The organism is Geminocystis sp. CENA526 (genome assembly GCF_050753365.1).
Taxonomy (GTDB): Bacteria; Cyanobacteriota; Cyanobacteriia; order Cyanobacteriales; family Cyanobacteriaceae; genus Geminocystis.
In genome coordinates this window covers 31011-48822 of the sequence record NZ_JBLZFY010000021.1, presented here as the reverse complement: position 1 = coordinate 48822, position 17812 = coordinate 31011, and the positions used below count along the sequence as shown (strand labels likewise).

Genomic DNA, 17812 nt, shown 5'->3' with positions numbered 1-17812 from the left:
CCCCTCTTCCCCCTCTTCCCCCTCTTCCCCCTCCCTGTCTTCTTATTTACTATCCATTACTAAATTATTCACGGTGCAAGTATTAAAAGAAATTATCGCGCGTTGGTGGTCAGAATTTACCCTCCAAACAAAATTAATGGCGATCGCTACTTTGGTAGTGTCGTTGGTTATGAGTAGCTTAACATTTTGGGCTGTCAATTCCATTCAGCAGGATGCTCAAATGAATGATACTCGTTTTGGGAGAGATTTAGGGTTGCTTTTAGCTAGTAATGTTTCCCCCCTGATTGCCGAAGATAATCTCACAGAAGTCGCCCGATTTTCGGGACGTTTTTTTAATAGCACATCCAGTGTCAGATATATGATTTATGCGGATGAAAAAGGACATATTTTTTTCGGTATTCCTTTCTCTGAAAATGAAGTTAAAAATTCCCTGACAATTCAACGAAAATTAGAGTTACCCGAAGACTATAACCCCAAGGCGAAGATTCCCGTAGTTAGACAACATTTAACTCCAAATGGTATTGTTACGGATGTTTTTGTCCCTTTATCCCATAATAAGGAGTATTTGGGAGTTTTGGCGATTGGTATTAATCCGAATCCTACCGTTGTGGCTTCTTCTAACTTGACTAGGGATGTTACTATTGCGGTATTTATTTCCATTTGGGCGATGGTGATTTTAGGGGGAGTATTTAACGCTTTAACCATTACTCAACCTATCAAAGAATTGTTGTTAGGAGTGAAAAATATTGCCGCAGGAAATTTCAAACAAAGAATTGATTTACCCCTAGGCGGAGAATTAGGAGAATTAATTTTAAATTTTAATGATATGGCGGAAATTTTAGAGAAATATGAAGAGCAAAATATCGAAGAATTAACTGCTGAAAAGGCTAAATTAGAAACCCTTGTTTCCACCATTGCAGACGGGGCAATTTTACTAGATTCACAACTAAAATTAATCTTAGTAAATCCTGCAGCCAGAAGAATGTTTAATTGGGAAAATACCCATATTATTGGAGAAGATTTATTAGAATATTTGCCTTTAGAAGTGACTCAACAATTAAAAACTCCTTTAACAAATATTTCCCATGAAGAGCATTTAGAAGATGACAAAAATCACGCTAATTTTTTACCCACAAGGGGAGAATTTACCATTACTTTAAGCTCTCCTAATCAACATATTTTTAGAATTTTATTAACTCAAGTATTAGATCAAAATAGGGAAAACATCAAAGGAATTGTAATGACTGTACAAGATATAACAAAAGAAGCTGAATTAAATGAGGCGAAAAGTCAATTTATTAGTAATGTTTCTCATGAATTAAGAACCCCTTTATTTAATATAAAATCTTTTATCGAAACTTTATTTGAATATGGTGATGACTTGACGGAAGCAGAAAAATTAGAGTTTTTACAAACTGCAAATAATGAAACCGATCGACTTACCAGATTAGTAAATGATGTGTTAGATTTATCTCGTTTAGAGTCTAGTAAAAGTTATGAATTTACTCCTTTAGATTTAGCCCAACCGATCGAACAAACTTTAAGAACTTATCAACTTAATGCTAGGGATAAAAACATTCAATTAGCTCAAGAAATAACCCCTGATTTACCTCCTATTTGGGGACATTATGATTTACTTTTACAAGTTTTTACTAATTTAGTGGGCAATGCTTTAAAATTCACTTTAGAAGGAGGAAAAGTAACGGTGAAAGCATATCCTGTCAAGGTTAATCCCGAAAATACTAAAGAAATTTCCCATGTGAGGGTAGAAATTTGTGATACGGGTATCGGTATTGCACCAGAAGACCAAGAGGCTATATTCGATCGATTCTTCCGAGTAGAAAACAGAGTCCACACCTTAGAAGGTACGGGGTTAGGACTTTCGATCGTCAAAAATATTACAGAAAAACACAATAGCCGTATTCACCTAACCAGTGAAGTAGGAGTAGGTACAACTTTTTGGTTTGATTTACCAATTTATAGTAAATAGGAAGTGTTGAAAAAGTCTTTTGATGGGGGTAGGTGCGATGGCTTCTAATCTATCTAAATCGTAAGCTGTTGGAGAAGTTCGATCGATCAGCAACTTGGAAAAGAATAATTCGTAACTCGCTTTGTCTTTTGTCGGCGACAAGATGGGCTTGGTTAACAGCTTCTTGATTGCGAGGGGATAATTCTAAATCAGCAATATCAAGGGCATTAGCCGAAGCATTATAGCCTAATTGTTGAAAAATAGAAGCAATATTGTCAGGGGAGTTAAGGGTGCGTAAATCGTCTAATTTAAGGTGTCTGGTAGGCATTTTCTTTCGTTGTTAATTATTTTATATTGCATACATAATATTGCATCTTTAATTTTTGCTCAACTATGAATTAATATTGTTTAACGATAAAATTATAATCGATCAAACTTTTTAGATAATGCTATTTATAAAATAAAATTTTTATTGAGGTTTAAACCACTGATAACAAACTAATTGAATATCCTCTTTTTTAATTATTTTAATCGGATTTTCCTGCTCTTCAATTTCATCATAGTAACCATTATCGGTAAAAAGTTGATTTAATTCTATTACCAAAATATTGGGAGTTTTATGTTGTTTTAAATTAGCCCATATTTTTTTTATTTCTTTATCTAAACTTTTTAAAGGAATATTGTCAATAACTTTTAAAATATCTTTAATAAGATTCTGATTATCTATGTCTAAATCAGGTGTTTTCAGGAGGTTAACAATAGTTGTTAAAGTTTTATTTAAAGATGGTTTTACCTTTCTAGCAGTCTGTTGTTTCTTAAAATAGGTTAAGATTTGGTCAACGGCACTTTCTAAAACTCGAAAAATAGCACTGTCAAAAGCCACTGGTGGTAAATCATCGGGGTTAGAATAATCGGACTGATTACATTTAAGATAGTTAAATATTTTTCGTTTATCTGTAATCATTTTATCTTCATCGGTGACGATCGAACCATTAAGACGAGGGAATAGTTGCCAGAAGTGTTTATCATCGGATTTAAACGCTAGAAAAAGTCCTCCTTCCTTAAAGTTTTTGTCAGGTATATTTAAGTTTTTGGTACTATGAATACCCAATGGGATTTCTTCTACTAATTCTTGTCCAACTTGTTGGATAAATTCAATTAAAGGTAATTTCATCTCATCGAGGGATACTAACTCGATTTCGGCTTCTAATTCTTCTAAAATAGCCTGTTTTTCTGCGTCTGTATCGGCTTTTTTTAGTCTCTCTAATTGTTCTAAACTTCTGCCTGTTACTATCTCTCCTAATACACTAGCATCTAATCCGACTTCTCGATCGATGGTAGCAATTCTTTCTTGTAATCTTCTGACTAAACCTAATAACTCCTCTAATCCTTCTTCGGGGAAGCAGTTATATATGTAGAGGGTATCATATTCTGTACCAAGTCGATCGATTCTTCCAGCCCGTTGAATCATGCGTACTGGATTCCAGTGTAAGTCATAGTTAATTAATATTCCAGCATCCTGCAAATTTTGCCCTTCTGACAACACATCTGTACAGATTAAAATATCGATGGGATTTTGTAATAATTGCTGTAATTCTTCCAGTTTTTGTTGGGGATTATCGTTGCTAAGATTAGCTTTAGGTGCAAAACGGTTAACTTTTTCTTGTCTTTGCTGACTACTGCTATCTCCTGTCAAAATATCAATTTTAGGATTATCTAATTGATTCAGGAAATGTTGATCTTTTATTAATTCTTTATGGAGATATTTAGCGGTATCTTTATAATAACTAAAAACTAATATTTTTTTCCCTTTTAGTTTAATTAATAACTTTTTAAATGCTTTTAATTTTTCATCATAATGGGGTATGACTCCCTCTCTATCCTCTTTAATAAGGGAGAAGTTAGAGGAATCTTTATCTTCTTTCTTTAAAGATTTAGAGGTATTATTTTCTATGGTGTTAATTTGTTCTAATATTTGATTAAGTAATTTCAAATCATGTTCTATGTGTTGTTGTAATTCTGATAAATTGTATTCTTTAGGATTAATTTCTTCGAGTTCTTCCATTATATCAGTTACAGTTGTATTTTCTTCTTCATCTTCAAGGGCAAAGATTAGTTTTCTAAAGTTTTTACTATCTAATAGTTTCCCTTCTTTTGTTAATAATTGATAGAATTGTTCTTGAAATTGTTTTTGGTTAGTAACTGTCTTTTTAAAGGCGATTAAGCTACTTTCAAATCTTTTTAAATAGAGTGCTTTTTGCAGATTGACTAACGCATAATTTCTTTTTATTTCTGCTTCATCGGTTTTAACTTTTTTTAGTTTAAATGATTTAATATTATAGGGTGATAAATTTAGTTGATCGATGCTGTTAGCAATGCCAATATATAAACCCTGATATTCGGCTTCAAAGTTATAGGTAAATCTTTCTAATTCTCTTTTGGGAAAATGAATTTTTGTACCTGCAATAATAATTTCCTCTCCTGCTTCTTGTCTTCTAATAACATCCTGTCGGCTTCTTCTTACCATCGTTTGAAATAACAATTCGGTGATTTCTGTTTTGCCTTGATGTAAGGCTTTAAAATAACCGTTTAAGTTACTAATTCCGTATTCTCGATAATAACTTTCATTGCCTCTAGCTAAGATTAATATTTGATGGTAGAGATCATAAACGCTATTATTAATAGGAGTTGCTGTTAACATTAATATTTTCTTATTTCTGTTACCACTATTAACTAATTTAAGGAGATTATTATAACGATTTGTACCAATATTTCTAAAATTATGTCCTTCATCAATAACCATTAAATCATAATAGGAATAACGGTTAAAATTAAATTCTTTTCTCCCCATTTCTTCATGGGAAATAATATCTGCTTTTAAGCCAAATTCATCTAGTTTTTTTCGCCATACTAATTCCCTTAGTTGGGCTGGACAAATTACCATTACTTTGGGAATTTTATTGGGTTTTCTTTCGGTAATTAAATAATGTTCAATCACTCTCAATCCAATATAAGTCTTACCTAAACCTACGGCATCAGCAACGATACATCCTTGATGTTTTTCCATCAGTCTGATGGCTTTTTTGAATCCTTCTTTTTGGAAATCTGCTAAGTCAACTCCTGTGATATTTCCCTCACTAATGTTGGTATCTTCTTTGAATAATTCGTATAATGCCTTGAGAAATACTTGATAAGGAGTATAGGCTTTACTACCAAATTTAGAGGCGTTTAAAGTATCAATTAATTTTTGTTTATAGTTAATATCTACACTTTCATCATGCCAAAATCTTTCAAACCAATTATTTCTTAAATCACGGGCGATCGCACCTATTTTATTGACAATATTTAATTCACTATTAGCTTGTAATCCTGATGGAGTAAAGTTAGATGACCCAACGATACTATACTCATCAAATATATAGGCTTTGGCATGAAGAAATTGATTTTTATCCCCTAATGCACCGAATAATCTTACCTCTATTTTATCTTGTTCTAAATACTCAATTAGTCGATCGATTTGTTGTTTATAATTGACATTAAAAGGATTTTCTTCTAATTGTTGTTGTAAAGTTCTTCTATAATACTTTAACAAATCGATGCGATCGCTCTCTGCTGGACGAATAGCTGGATCTCTACCGATGAGAAGACGGAGAGAATTAAGTTTATTCATAGGATACTCTAACTTTAACCATGCTTCAATGCGGAAAAAACCCGTTGCTATATCAAGGGTTAGTTGCTTGTTATCTACAATTATGGTAGCCAAAACCAATTCAAGAGTGTAATTTTTATTATCAATATAATCAGGTAAGTTCATAATTTTTAATTCGTTAAAAATAACTAAAAAGGTTTTTGAAAAATTAAAATATTAAGGATTAAGTTAAGTATTATTTATACTAAGTGAATACTAATTCTTGATTTTTTTGATTATTCAATTTGATTGTTGCTAATAATTTTTCTTTTTCTTGCTGTTCCTGTTTTTCTTTTTGTTCTCTAATTTTTGCTTCCTCTATTTCCAAAAAAACTTTTGGATTGTCAATTAATTTTTTAATTTTAATCATAGCTTTATCTTGAATTTGTCTTATTCTTTCTCGGCTAACTCCCAAAATATTAGCAATTTGTTGTAAACTTTTTTCCTCATTATCATCTAATCCAAAACGCATAATAAGGACTTTTTTTTGTTGTTCAGAAATTAGATTTAAAATTTTTTTTATAAATTCAGTATCATTCCAATAATTGACTTCATATTCTTGAGATTGATCTATAATAAAATCTATTAATAGAGTATTCTCTTCTTCCTCATTTCTAATTCTTTGATCTAATGATAAAATATTGTTAAAATAACTAAATTTTTCTAAAAGTTCTTCTTTTGATTTTCCTAAATAATTGGCAATATTATTTGTCGTAATAGCTTTATTTTTAGCGATTAAATCTCGATAGGCTTTTTTTATTTGTTGTTGATATTCCCATAAATGAAGTGGTAATCTAATAACCCTATTATAATTAGACAGATAACGAGTAATCGCTTGTCTTATCCACCAATAAGCATAAGTAGAAAAACGATAACCTTTTTCGTAATCGAATTTTTCTACCGCCCGAATTAAACCCAATGAACCTTCTTGTATTAAATCTAATAAATAAAAATTAGGAGAATAATATTTTTTAGCGATCGAAACCACTAAACGCAAGTTAGCTTCTACCATTTTGCGTTTCGCTTTTTCCCCTTGACTGATTCTTATATCCAAATGTTTTTCGCTAATTTTGGCAAATTCTGCCCACTCACTTTTAGTTGGTTCTTGACCTAATTTTTTCTTTAAAATTTCTCTTTTTTTCTCAAGTAATACTAACTCTTGAATTTGTTTTGATAAAATTAGCTCTTCTTCTTGAGTCAACCTAGGAATCCTTCCGATTTCTTTAAGATAACAGCCTAATGAATCAGTTGATAATTTATTCCTTTTCTTGGGTTCTCTATTAATATTTTTAATAGCTATTTCTTGTTGTTTATTCACTAAATTGAGATCATTTTCAGTGATAGTTAAAGATTTAATAAAATGTAAAATACTTAAATCAACTTTTTGTAGATTAATCACCGTTGTATTGACTTCTACTTTAAAGTTATAATGATCATCAAATCTTCCTGAAGACTTAACAAAAACTAAATTTTTATAGGCAACTGTACCAATAACTAAAAAATCAGAAGCTCGATTACTAATTTGTTTACTAATAGATTCAATACGGGGTAAATAAATATTAGGTGATGTCCATGTTGAATAATCTAATTCAAATAAAACTACTTGTAAATCTGAGTTTTTTTCACTAGCAATTAAAGAGGCTTTTTTTATTGCATAATAATTAACAGGAGAAAAACTAAATTCTTCAAGATCAAGCGGTTGATTAATAACTGTATAATTGAGTTTTTGAAATAAATCAGCAATATCTTGAGACGAACTAATTAACTCTAAATCCCTCACTTTTAATTCTTCTTTTATCATCATTTTATCCTCTTTTTTGTTCAATTTAAAATAATTTAAGTTACGCACTTGTACCAAAAATCAGAGTATTGAGATTCCTTCGCTACGATCAAAATGACAAAATATAGTTATTGGTGTGTAAATCTTAAATAACTTACCTAACAAAATGTTAATTATTAGGCAAGTATAAAAATATTAATTTTTTAACCGCCAAATTGTCGATCGGTCAATAACTTAAAACCCCCCACCATTGAGCAAATTGATAAGAAAAATTGCCACAAACTGGTAGGGTTTAAAATAGCTCTGCTACTATAAATAACAAAAACTACCCCAAAACCAATTAAAATCCAACTAAAAAATTTAGCAGTTCTAGGAAACATAAATAAACCAATAACTCCTGTTGTTAAAGCAAAAACCGATAAATCGGCGGCAATACCACGCCAAAAATAAGGACTAGCATTAGTGGTGAAAATAATATTTTTTCCTAATAAATAAACCCCTAAAAGCATTAAGGCAATACCGATTAATTGATAGATAAATTTCATGATTTTTAATTAATTATTAAGTAATGGGTTATTTTCAAAAGTTATTTTTTCCAGATAATTAGGAGTAAATTCTTTGGCGATCTTTTCTAAATATCTCTGAGAATCAATGATTATAAAGATTATTTCTAGGTTTTTCTTTTTACTAACTTTTTTTTGTAATTTATGATTTTCCCAGTGTGTATATAAATTTTGAGTAAAGCCAAAACCATAAAGATTACTATTTTCTCTGATAAAATATAAACCAGATTTATGGGGAAGTTCGTCTATATTGAGAAAATCAACTTTAGCAAATAAATCAAGTTTTAAGTTACTAAAATCTTCATTATGAGTAAAATAAAATAGATCAAATAAGAAACTAGAAAAATAGGCTATATCGTAATCAAAAAAGCCAAAGTCACAGAGATTATGTTCTAAATCATCAAAAAATTCTTTTCTTAATTGAAAGTATTGATGATCAATATAACCTGATATTTCTACCTCCCGTTTATCATCTTCTTCAAGAAACATTTCTACATCAATATATCCAGAATTAATTAATAATAATTGATGGTCATACCACTCTTTCCATAATTGCCTAAATCTTTTAATCGATAAACTGGATTTTGACACAGAAAAATTTTCTTCTAAGGCTTTTTTTAAGGGAATATATATCTCAGAATCCATTATTGGTATTTCCTTATCTTGTGCCGTTTGACAATCTAAATCCACACTGATAATTCCCCGATGTTCTAATTCTTTCAGTTGTAAAGATCGATCGATCTCTTTGGGTTTTAAGATATTAATTAATGGTTTTACTTCTTCGATTATTTCCCCTTCGAGGGTATCGGTGGAAGTGTCATCTTCAAAGTAAAAATCAATGTGATAATTAATCTTTAAATAGCCTGTTTTCCACGTTTTTCCCGGTTCGAGTACTTCTATTTTCCTCACTCCCTGAAAAAACTCCCCCAAGGAATTACCATCTAAACGTGCGATCGAAAGTTCTCGTTTTATTTCTTCTAACCATTGGGAAGCAACTTTAACGGTATTGCGTAACTTGGGATCAGAGTGATCAATATAAGGCTTAATAATAACATTATCGTTATTAAAATTCTCCTCAAAAGAACAGTAATCCCAATTACCAATGTCAAAGTTTTTTCGATCGTAGGTGATTTCACCGCCTTTTATCTTACTCATTTCCATAGTAATCGCTTGACGACAAATCTCAGACCAGTTTGCTTCCACCGAAGCCATTTCCTCCTTCATGGAGTCATTGATATAAATATTGATACTAGCCATAATTTTCTTTATTAATCTATTTACTATTATGCACATAGACTATGCACATGACAAGGGGATAAAAAAAAAGACATCGGAAAATGTCTTGTAAGTATTGTTCTATAAAGAAAATAAAGTTTTAAGTATCTTGGAAGTTATCTTAACTCAAGCGTAGGACAAGAAACTTTTGTGCCTCCTAAACCACAATAACCATTGGGATTTTTAGCTAGATACTGTTGATGATAGCCTTCAGCAAAGTAAAATTCGGGTGCTGAGATGATTTCAGTGGTAATCTCTCCATAACCTGCTTTATTTAACTCATTTTGAAATAGAGTTTTTGATGTTTCTGCTAGGGTTTTTTGTTTCTCAGAATAGGTATAAATGCCCGATCGATATTGAGTCCCTTTGTCATTTCCCTGACGCATTCCTTGGGTGGGATCATGATTTTCCCAAAAAACTTTTAAGAGGGTTTCATAGGAGATAATATCAGGATCAAAAACTACTAATACCACTTCATTATGACCTGTTCTACCGCTACAAACTTCCTCATAGGTGGGATTTGGGGTTAATCCTGCACTATAACCTACCGCAGTGATATAAATCCCTTTTTGTAGTTGCCAAAATTTACGTTCAGCGCCCCAAAAACAACCCATACCAAACATTGCTTTTTCCATTGTTTCAGGATAGGGAGGATTCATGGGATTACCATTGACATAATGTTGCTTCGGAATAGGCATTTTTGTACTTCTACCGGGTAAGGCTTCTTCCTTAGTAGGTAAGGTTAATTTTTTTTCTCCAAGTCCAAATAAAAACATAATTTGCGTTGTGTATAATTGCAGTCTGGTTATAGAGAGCGATGCTCTTATTTGATTATAAAGGATTATCTTGAGTTAAACGGAATTTAAAACATTTGGAATAAAATAAATTCAAAAACAAGATACTACTAATTTAATTCTACACAGGCAAGATGCCTGTTTTACAGGGTGAAATTCCAGAGGAGTTTCGATCGAAACTTAATTTCATTTCTGAGAATAAAATACTTATGTTTTATAAAAGAATGTTGTTTATTTTGTCATTCATGCAACCAAGTATCTTAAATCAGTTAGAATAATGGTTAATATTTGTAACAAAAATTAAAAAATCTTTATTTAAAAAAAATTGATCACGGAATTATGAGACAAAATCCTTTAGTAAATAAAATTTTCACCCTCTTTGTTGTTGGTTTAATCTCTGTGTCCACATGGTTATTGACTCCTTACAGTAGCGCTAATGCGGTGAATAATCCTGAGTTATTACCCTCCGAAGTTACTCCAGTGGTTGATTTGGCTAATTATTTACCTGATTTACAAGAAGAATCTTTAATTACAGATATTGAAAATTTTGAACAACAAACAGGATGGAAATTAAGGGTTTTAACTCAGTATGATCAATCCCCCGGACGCGCGGTGATCAAATTTTGGGATTTAGATGAACAAAGTATCCTCTTAGTGGCTGATGGTAGAGGTGGTAATTTACTTGCTTTTAGTGTTGGGGATGATGTTTATGATTTATTACCCCGTACTTTTTGGATTGAATTACAAACTCGTTTCGGTAATATGTACTATGTAAGAGAAAATGGAGAGAATAATTCGATCGTACAAGCCTTAACCACCGTTAAAGGTTGTTTAGCAGAAGGTGGCTGTTTAGTCGTACCCGGATTACCACAGGAACAATGGATTTTAACATTAATTACATCGATCGTGGGGGGAGTAATTTTTGGTTTAGCGGCATTACCTCGAAAACCGGGGCAGGTTTTTGCTTGGCAATGGGTTTTAATTATTTCTCCTCTTTGGGGAATTTTGTTTTTTGCCTTCGGCATGGGACCTGTGGTAACTCGCACTTCCGAATGGCTACCTTTATTTCGTAATGTGATTGGTTTTGTTTTAGGCGCATTAGTTGCCTATTTCTCTCCTTTAATCAATACTCAAGCATCCTCCGAAACATAATAAATGAGCGTTGCTGAAAAAGTCTGAGGAAGGGGTAGGGCAAAGGTTTTAATGGTTTTGATTGCTGATATACCTGTATTAGCACGGTAGATAATTCCTCATTCCTCATTCCTCATTCCTAATTAATTAAACATTGTTCTAATTGTTGCTTAATTCGATCGACATCGATATTTTGCCCGATAAAAACTAATTTATTTTCCTTTTTTTGTCCTGATTTCCACACATCATCTTCGATAGTGAATCTTTTGCCACTTAAATGAAATATGTGTCGATCAGGACTTTCCTGAAACCAGAGAATACCCTTAGCACGAAAAACATTAACGGGTAATTCATTATCTAAGAAACTTTGTAACTTACGAATATTAAAAGGCTTGTCACTGACAAAGGAAACCGAGAGAAAACCATCATTTTCTAAATGCTCAGAGTGATGATGATGATCATGTTCGTGATCGTGGTGATTATGTCCGCAACTATGATCATGTTCGTGATCTTCTGTACAATGGTGATGATGATCGTGATCGTGATGGTGATCATCGTGAGATTCTGGAGTAAAATACTTATCAGACTCAAATAAACCCACACTGAGAATTAAGGGTAAAGGTACTTGAGATTTTGAGGTACGCATAATTCTCGCATCGGCTTTTATATCTCTTAATTTCACTTCCAATAAATCCACATCCGCCGAATCGACTAAATCGGTTTTATTCAGTAAAATAATATCACCATAGGCAATTTGATTATAAGCCGCTTCACTATTAAATAAATCAAGACTATAGTTTTCACAATCCACTAGAGTTACGATCGAATCTAACCTTGTCATCTCACGAAGTTCTGTACCCAAAAAAGTCAAAGCCACAGGCAAAGGATCAGCTAAACCTGTAGTTTCTACTACAAGATAGTCAATTTTATCATCTCTTTCTAAAACTTTATAGACAGCATCCACTAAATCGTTATTGATAGTACAGCAAATACAACCGTTGCTCAACTCTACCATATCTTCATCACTGGAGATAATCAAATCATTGTCAATACCAATTTCTCCAAACTCATTAACCAACACAGCAGTTTTTAAGCCCTGTTGATTTTGCAAAATATAGTTGAGTAAAGTAGTTTTTCCACTACCTAAAAAACCTGTAATGATGGTGACGGGTAAACCGTGCTTCGGTACATCCATTGTATTTGTCGTTTTTGGTGCTAATGTTGTCATAACCTAAATTTTTTGTTAACCAATCAAATCGCAATCTTCATACTATTGTAAATGATAATGAGTAATGAGTGATTTTTCGTCTAATTTTAACAAACTCTAATTACTATCACAATACACTTTTATTTCTTAAGTTTTCCTTACAATTCATTTACTTTAATCTCAAAAAATGTAAAAATAGATACAGAAGATAAAAAAATAATTTATTTTTAAATAAAACATCAGCAAATTTATAAATATTACAGTAATTTTAAAATTTTAGGAGTAAATAAGATGAAAATGAAATATCGTGGCAATCAATATCGATCGGAAACGTCCTTATTAGAAATGAAAGAGGGTGATATTATCGGTAAATATAGAGGTTGTAATGTTTACGGCAAATTACCTAAACATATTCCTCAATTACGTCCGAAGTTGGGCTTAAGTTATCGTGGTGTTAGTTATAGCACTTGTCCTAATGCTACCCCTGTATTTTATCCTTCTGAAACGGTAGTAAGTTCGATCGCACCCCATTCTCGTATTGCCTCTTTTGAAACAACTAAAAAACTAGAGGATGTACATTTACAAAATCTCAGACGCAATTTAGAGAGAAGAATGCAGATAGCGCAAGAAACTCACAATGATTATTTGTTAGAGATGTTGAGAAAAGAATCTCAAGAATTGTTAGCAATGAATTAATTTTATGGGGATATAAAGGGAATGGTGAAGGTAGGCAAAGAAAACTTTAGTGCATATTAGCTTTTGCTTCTTTCAATCATTACTTTAGATGCTTCCTCGCTTATTTCTTACCTTGAGCAAAATACTTTTTTATCACCACCTTATTACACATTTTCTTGTTTTATGATATACTAGCTAACAATGATAAAACTCATCAGAATATATCAAAGTTATGCTACAAAAAAGCTCTAAAAAGTCTGTTAATTCTTTCTCAGGTGTTGTTGGTGGTTTGGCTGGGGGAGTTATAGGCGGGGTTGTTGTCTTGGCTAGTGGTGCTTCATTACAACAGGCAACTCTAGGTTCGATCGCCACAGGAATTGGTACTTTTGTTCCAATAGTATGGGCAAAAAAAGATAGGGAAAACTTAGAAAAAATCATTAAAGAACAAGAAAAAGCCTTAACATTTAGTAAAGATTTAGTAGTTTTAGAAGGAAGAGAACAGTCATTACTTAATAACATAAATGAGTTAAAAAGTCAAAGAAATAATTTAGAAGAAACCATTAAATTAATTGAAATTGAAAAGCCAGATTTACAAATTTTAGCCCAAAGGCAAAGTGAAAGTAGTGCTTTAAAAACAGAAATTAATGAGCTACAAGGGCAATTAGAAACAATTAAACAGCAGATTCAACAAAGGGAAAGAGAAAAGAATGACTTGGGTATAATATCAGAAGAATTAGCACAAAAACAAGGTGAATTAAAGGTTATTAATCAACGATTAGAGAGACTAATTAAAGATTCAAAAGATTTAGAATCACGAAAAAGAGAAAGTGAAGGGTTAAAAGCACAAATTGAGATTTTACAACCCGAATTAGATAGTTTAAAACAAGAAATTACTGCTAAAGAAAATAGGCTTGAAGTTTTACGAAAAACTTTAGGGGAGTTATCGGAAAAACAAGGAGAATTAAATGTTATTAATGAGCGATTAGAGACACTAATTCAAGAGTCCAAAGATTTAGAGTCAAGAAAGAGAGAAAGTGAAGGATTAAAGACACAAATTGAGATTTTACAACCCGAATTATATAATTTAAAACAAGAAATTTCTGTTAAGGAAAATAAGCTCGAAATTTTACAGGAAACTTTAGGAGAATTATCGGAAAGACAAGGAGAATTAAATGTTATTAATGAGCGTTTAGAGATATTATATCAAGAAGCCTCACAATTAGAATCAAGACAAAGAGAAAGTGAAGGATTACAAGCACAAATTGAGATTTTACAACCTGAATTAGACAGTTTAAAACAAGAAATTTCTGTTAGGGAAAATAGGCTCGAAATTTTACGAAAAACTTTAGGGGAGTTATCGGAAAAACAAGGAGAATTAAATGTTATTAATGAGCGATTAGAGAGATTGCATCGAGAAGCGACAGAGTTAGAATTATTCCGCAATACTTATGATGTTTTAACTAAAGAATATAGTGAAATAGAGACAAGAAAAAATAATTTAGCGTTAGAAATTCCTCGTTTAGAAGCAGAAAAAAATCGTCTTTTACAAGTGATTCAAGAGTCAGAAGGAAATGCAATAATTGCGGAAAATTTAAGGCGAGAAATAGAAGAATTATCGGCACAAATTACGACTCTTCAAAGAGAAAAAAGAAGTTTAAAACGTGAAATTGAAAGGTTAGATTCTGAAAGGGCAAATTTAGAAGATGAAATAGCTCGTAATCAAAATAAAATCGATCTGCAAGAGAAAAAATTAGGGCAAATTCAAGAAGAAATCCAACAAGAAATTGAATTGAAAGAGGCAAGATTAAGGCAGATTCAAGAAGATATTAGACAAGAAGTTGAATTGAAAGAAATAAAATTAAAAGAAATTGAAGACAAAATTCGGATCGCAAAAGAGGAATTTGAGGGGATAGAAAATAGCACGAAACAAGCCCTTAAATCTTTACAAATTCCCATTGAAATTAAAGCAAAAAGAGTTAAAAACTTTGCTTCGGAAGCTGACTTTTTAACACAATTTAATAACTATTTAAGCGCTAAAGGATTGACGTTTCCAGATAGAATTATTAAGGCTTTTCATACCTCTTTAAAAGTGCAGGATATTTCTGCTTTAGTAATTTTAGCAGGAATTAGTGGCACAGGAAAAAGCGAGTTACCCCAAGCCTATAGCGAATTTATTGGTGCGCCTTTGGTTATGTTACCAGTGCAACCTCGTTGGGATTCTCCCCAAGATTTGCAGGGTTTTTACAACTATATCGAAAAGAAATACAAACCTACGGAATTAATGCACTATCTTTATCAACATCAGCACGATAAAAATTTTAACGGGCGCATGGTATTAGTTTTATTAGACGAGATGAATTTAGCGAGGGTGGAGTATTATTTCAGTGATTTTCTCTCGAAATTAGAGACAAGACGCAATAAATCTACTTATTTAGACATCGAAGTCGGCAGTATCAAACTTCCCGAAAATGAGAGAAGGGTGATAATTCCCGAAGAATTTTTGTTTGTCGGCACAATGAATGAGGATGAAACTACTCAATCTCTTTCGGATAAGGTATTAGATAGAGCAAATGTTCTTACTTTTGGACAACCTACAGAATTAAAGTTAAGAGGTGACAAAAAAGCAAATCCTCCCATTCCCACAGAATACTTATCTTGGAATGATTTTAAGGGTTGGATGAATGAGCCAATACAGGGGAATACTGATAGAGTAAAATATTATATCGATCGAGCCAATACTATTATGGAGCAATTAGGTCGTCCTTTTGCGCATCGAGTCTATCAAAGTATCGCTAAATATGTGGCGAATTATCCTAATGCAAATAATGATCAGTCTATCATGAAAAGTGCGATCGCTGATCAATTTGGACAAAAATTATTACCTAAATTAAGGGGAATAATGGTAGATGATAGCAACGTAAAACCTCATTTAGATAGCCTAAAATCTTTAATTAATGAGTTGCAAGACGAGCCTTTAAATCGTGCTTTTGACAAGGCTTGTGAAGGGCAATATGGACAATTTCAATGGAAAGGAATGGTTTATTAATGAATAGGTAATATAACAATTTTAAAAAAGAGGAGAATGGAGAATTGAAAATGGATAATTGAGAATTAACACCCTAATTCTTTTTTACTTTTTACTTTTTACTTTTTACTTTTTACTCATTAAAAAATTATGCTTTTTTATGCTAGTTTAACAGATTATTTATTTAATCGCTCTTATCAATTTAAGGGAGATAATTCATTGTATGTGCGAGGGTGCGATCGAGGGGTGTTAGTATTAGAAAATGAGGAGTTAAAATCAGAGTATAACTTTTTAATCAAAAGAGATGAGGGAGTTTATGAAATAGGTTTTCCTTTGGTAGAAGTGGCAGATTGGGAAAGTCATAAAACTCTGACAAAATCCATCATGATTGAAACGAATAAAGAGGAGATATTTTATCTGACTTTAGAAGATGAAATTTTTGATGAAACTCAAATTAATAACGATGAAAATTTAGCCTTTCATTTACAAGAAGAATTAGGCATAAAATATGATAAAAAAACTGCCGAAATCATTAGTTTATTCATAAGTTTGTTTAGGATTTCTTCCGCAGATTATCGACAGGCTTTATATCCCTTAACAATTTTCGATTCTTTAACACAATTAAGCGAAGAAGATGCCCGTTTACCTCTTATTTTAGCCTTAAATAAACGCTATGAATTAAGACATAAGTTACAGCTAATTGCACCAAAATTACGATCGCAACTTAATCGCAAAGCAGAGATGATGCCATTAGGAAATATTCAAGAAATGGATGCTTATTGTCTGCGAGATTATGTGAAAAAACCGGGAAAAGATGCCATAGAAAAAGCAGGTGCGAGACAAGAATTAATGGGCATAAAAAGGTATCAAAATTTTAACACCCCAGAGAATAGATTTTTAAAAAGTTTTTGTGACTTATTACACTTACATTGTCGAGATTATCGAGATAGTTATTATGATTCTGAAGCAAAATCTTTAGAAACTGCTATTAATCAATTTAGGCAGGAGGAAGCGGTAAAATCAATTCCTATATCGGCAACTTTTACGGGAAAACCTAACTATGTTTTGCAACAAAATCCTATTTATCGCAGTTTTTATCAAGCCTATCAAGACTATTTAAAAAGACGTAGTGAGAAGGAAAAAATCTGGAGTTTTCGTAACAATTTATTCATTGATTTAGTGGCACTTTTATTATTAGCTAGTTTACTTAATTTAGAAGGAAGTTATATTCAACCTTTAGATACTATCAATATTTTAGATGTGCCTAGTTATGGTAAATATTTAAAAGAATTAGATGATAAATCTTTAAGGGTATCATGTTTTTTAGAAAAGATGGTTTTTTCCTTTGATATTCAACGTCATCAAGACATCAAAAAAGGAGATTTAACTTTAACAGTGTCTCGACATCTTTTCGGAAATCCTCAAGCAAATCCTGATGTCGTGATTATTCCTATATGGATTTTTTGGCATAAACCCTCATTAAAAATTTTAGAAGATATTAAACAAATATGCGATTTTCCAGTGGTAATTTATTTCACAGATTTTAATCATAATAAGGAGGATAACTTATCTAATCTTACTTTAATTTCAATTCCCGATCCTCTTGAGGAAAATTTAGAAATGGCTGTCACTTTGTTAACTCAAGAAATTTGTTATTGGTTAGAAGAATGAAGAATGAAGAATGAAGAATGAAGAATGAAGAATT

The 17812-nt window shown here is 31.8% G+C and carries 12 protein-coding genes; 5 read left to right on the top strand and 7 right to left on the bottom strand.

What is annotated here, in order from left to right:
- Positions 1 to 73 precede the first annotated feature (73 nt).
- A complete protein-coding gene (nblS, locus tag ACN4EE_RS08485) occupies positions 74 to 1990 on the top strand; it encodes a two-component system sensor histidine kinase NblS (RefSeq protein WP_458575031.1) in 1917 nt (638 codons plus the stop codon).
- A gap of 49 nt (positions 1991 to 2039) precedes the next feature.
- Here nblS and ACN4EE_RS08480 read toward each other — a convergent pair whose 3' ends face one another.
- The 6 genes from ACN4EE_RS08480 to msrA form a co-directional block, all read right to left on the bottom strand.
- Positions 2040 to 2297: a hypothetical protein gene (locus tag ACN4EE_RS08480; RefSeq protein WP_431705992.1), complete on the bottom strand. Its 258-nt coding sequence runs from the start codon at positions 2295 to 2297 to the stop codon at positions 2040 to 2042.
- Positions 2298 to 2438: 141 nt separating this feature from the next.
- Positions 2439 to 5783 carry a helicase-related protein gene (locus ACN4EE_RS08475; RefSeq protein ID WP_431705991.1) on the bottom strand — a complete coding sequence of 1115 codons (3345 nt, stop codon included), beginning with the start codon at positions 5781 to 5783 and terminating at the stop codon, positions 2439 to 2441.
- A 79-nt stretch (positions 5784 to 5862) separates the two neighbouring features.
- Positions 5863 to 7461: a sigma-70 family RNA polymerase sigma factor gene (locus ACN4EE_RS08470; protein ID WP_431705990.1), complete on the bottom strand. Its 1599-nt coding sequence runs from the start codon at positions 7459 to 7461 to the stop codon at positions 5863 to 5865.
- A gap of 179 nt (positions 7462 to 7640) precedes the next feature.
- Entirely contained in the window at positions 7641 to 7982 is a 342-nt protein-coding gene (locus ACN4EE_RS08465) for a hypothetical protein (RefSeq protein ID WP_431705989.1), read from the bottom strand.
- Positions 7983 to 7991: 9 nt separating this feature from the next.
- Positions 7992 to 9257: a hypothetical protein gene (locus ACN4EE_RS08460; protein WP_431705988.1), complete on the bottom strand. Its 1266-nt coding sequence runs from the start codon at positions 9255 to 9257 to the stop codon at positions 7992 to 7994.
- 134 nt (positions 9258 to 9391) lie between these two features.
- Positions 9392 to 10051 (bottom strand): peptide-methionine (S)-S-oxide reductase MsrA, encoded by a 660-nt coding sequence (gene msrA, locus ACN4EE_RS08455; RefSeq protein ID WP_431705986.1) that lies wholly within the window; start codon positions 10049 to 10051, stop codon positions 9392 to 9394.
- A gap of 357 nt (positions 10052 to 10408) precedes the next feature.
- Here msrA and ACN4EE_RS08450 point away from each other — a divergent pair, with 357 nt between their 5' ends.
- Positions 10409 to 11221, top strand: coding sequence for a TPM domain-containing protein (locus tag ACN4EE_RS08450; RefSeq protein WP_431705985.1), 813 nt, complete (start codon positions 10409 to 10411; stop codon positions 11219 to 11221).
- Between the two features lie 118 nt (positions 11222 to 11339).
- On the opposite strand, the gene ACN4EE_RS08445 is transcribed toward ACN4EE_RS08450, so the two are convergent.
- Positions 11340 to 12428, bottom strand: a complete 1089-nt coding sequence (locus tag ACN4EE_RS08445) for a CobW family GTP-binding protein (protein ID WP_431705984.1) — start codon at positions 12426 to 12428, stop codon at positions 11340 to 11342.
- Between the two features lie 276 nt (positions 12429 to 12704).
- Between ACN4EE_RS08445 and ACN4EE_RS08440 the strand changes: the two genes are divergently transcribed.
- From ACN4EE_RS08440 to ACN4EE_RS08430, 3 genes are all read left to right on the top strand, one after another.
- Positions 12705 to 13103, top strand: coding sequence for a DUF4278 domain-containing protein (locus ACN4EE_RS08440; protein WP_431705983.1), 399 nt, complete (start codon positions 12705 to 12707; stop codon positions 13101 to 13103).
- 211 nt (positions 13104 to 13314) lie between these two features.
- On the top strand, positions 13315 to 16128 hold the full coding sequence (locus tag ACN4EE_RS08435; RefSeq protein ID WP_431705982.1) for an AAA family ATPase: 2814 nt from the start codon (positions 13315 to 13317) through the stop codon (positions 16126 to 16128).
- A gap of 129 nt (positions 16129 to 16257) precedes the next feature.
- Positions 16258 to 17778, top strand: coding sequence for a DUF2357 domain-containing protein (locus ACN4EE_RS08430; protein ID WP_431705981.1), 1521 nt, complete (start codon positions 16258 to 16260; stop codon positions 17776 to 17778).
- Positions 17779 to 17812: the final 34 nt, after the last annotated feature.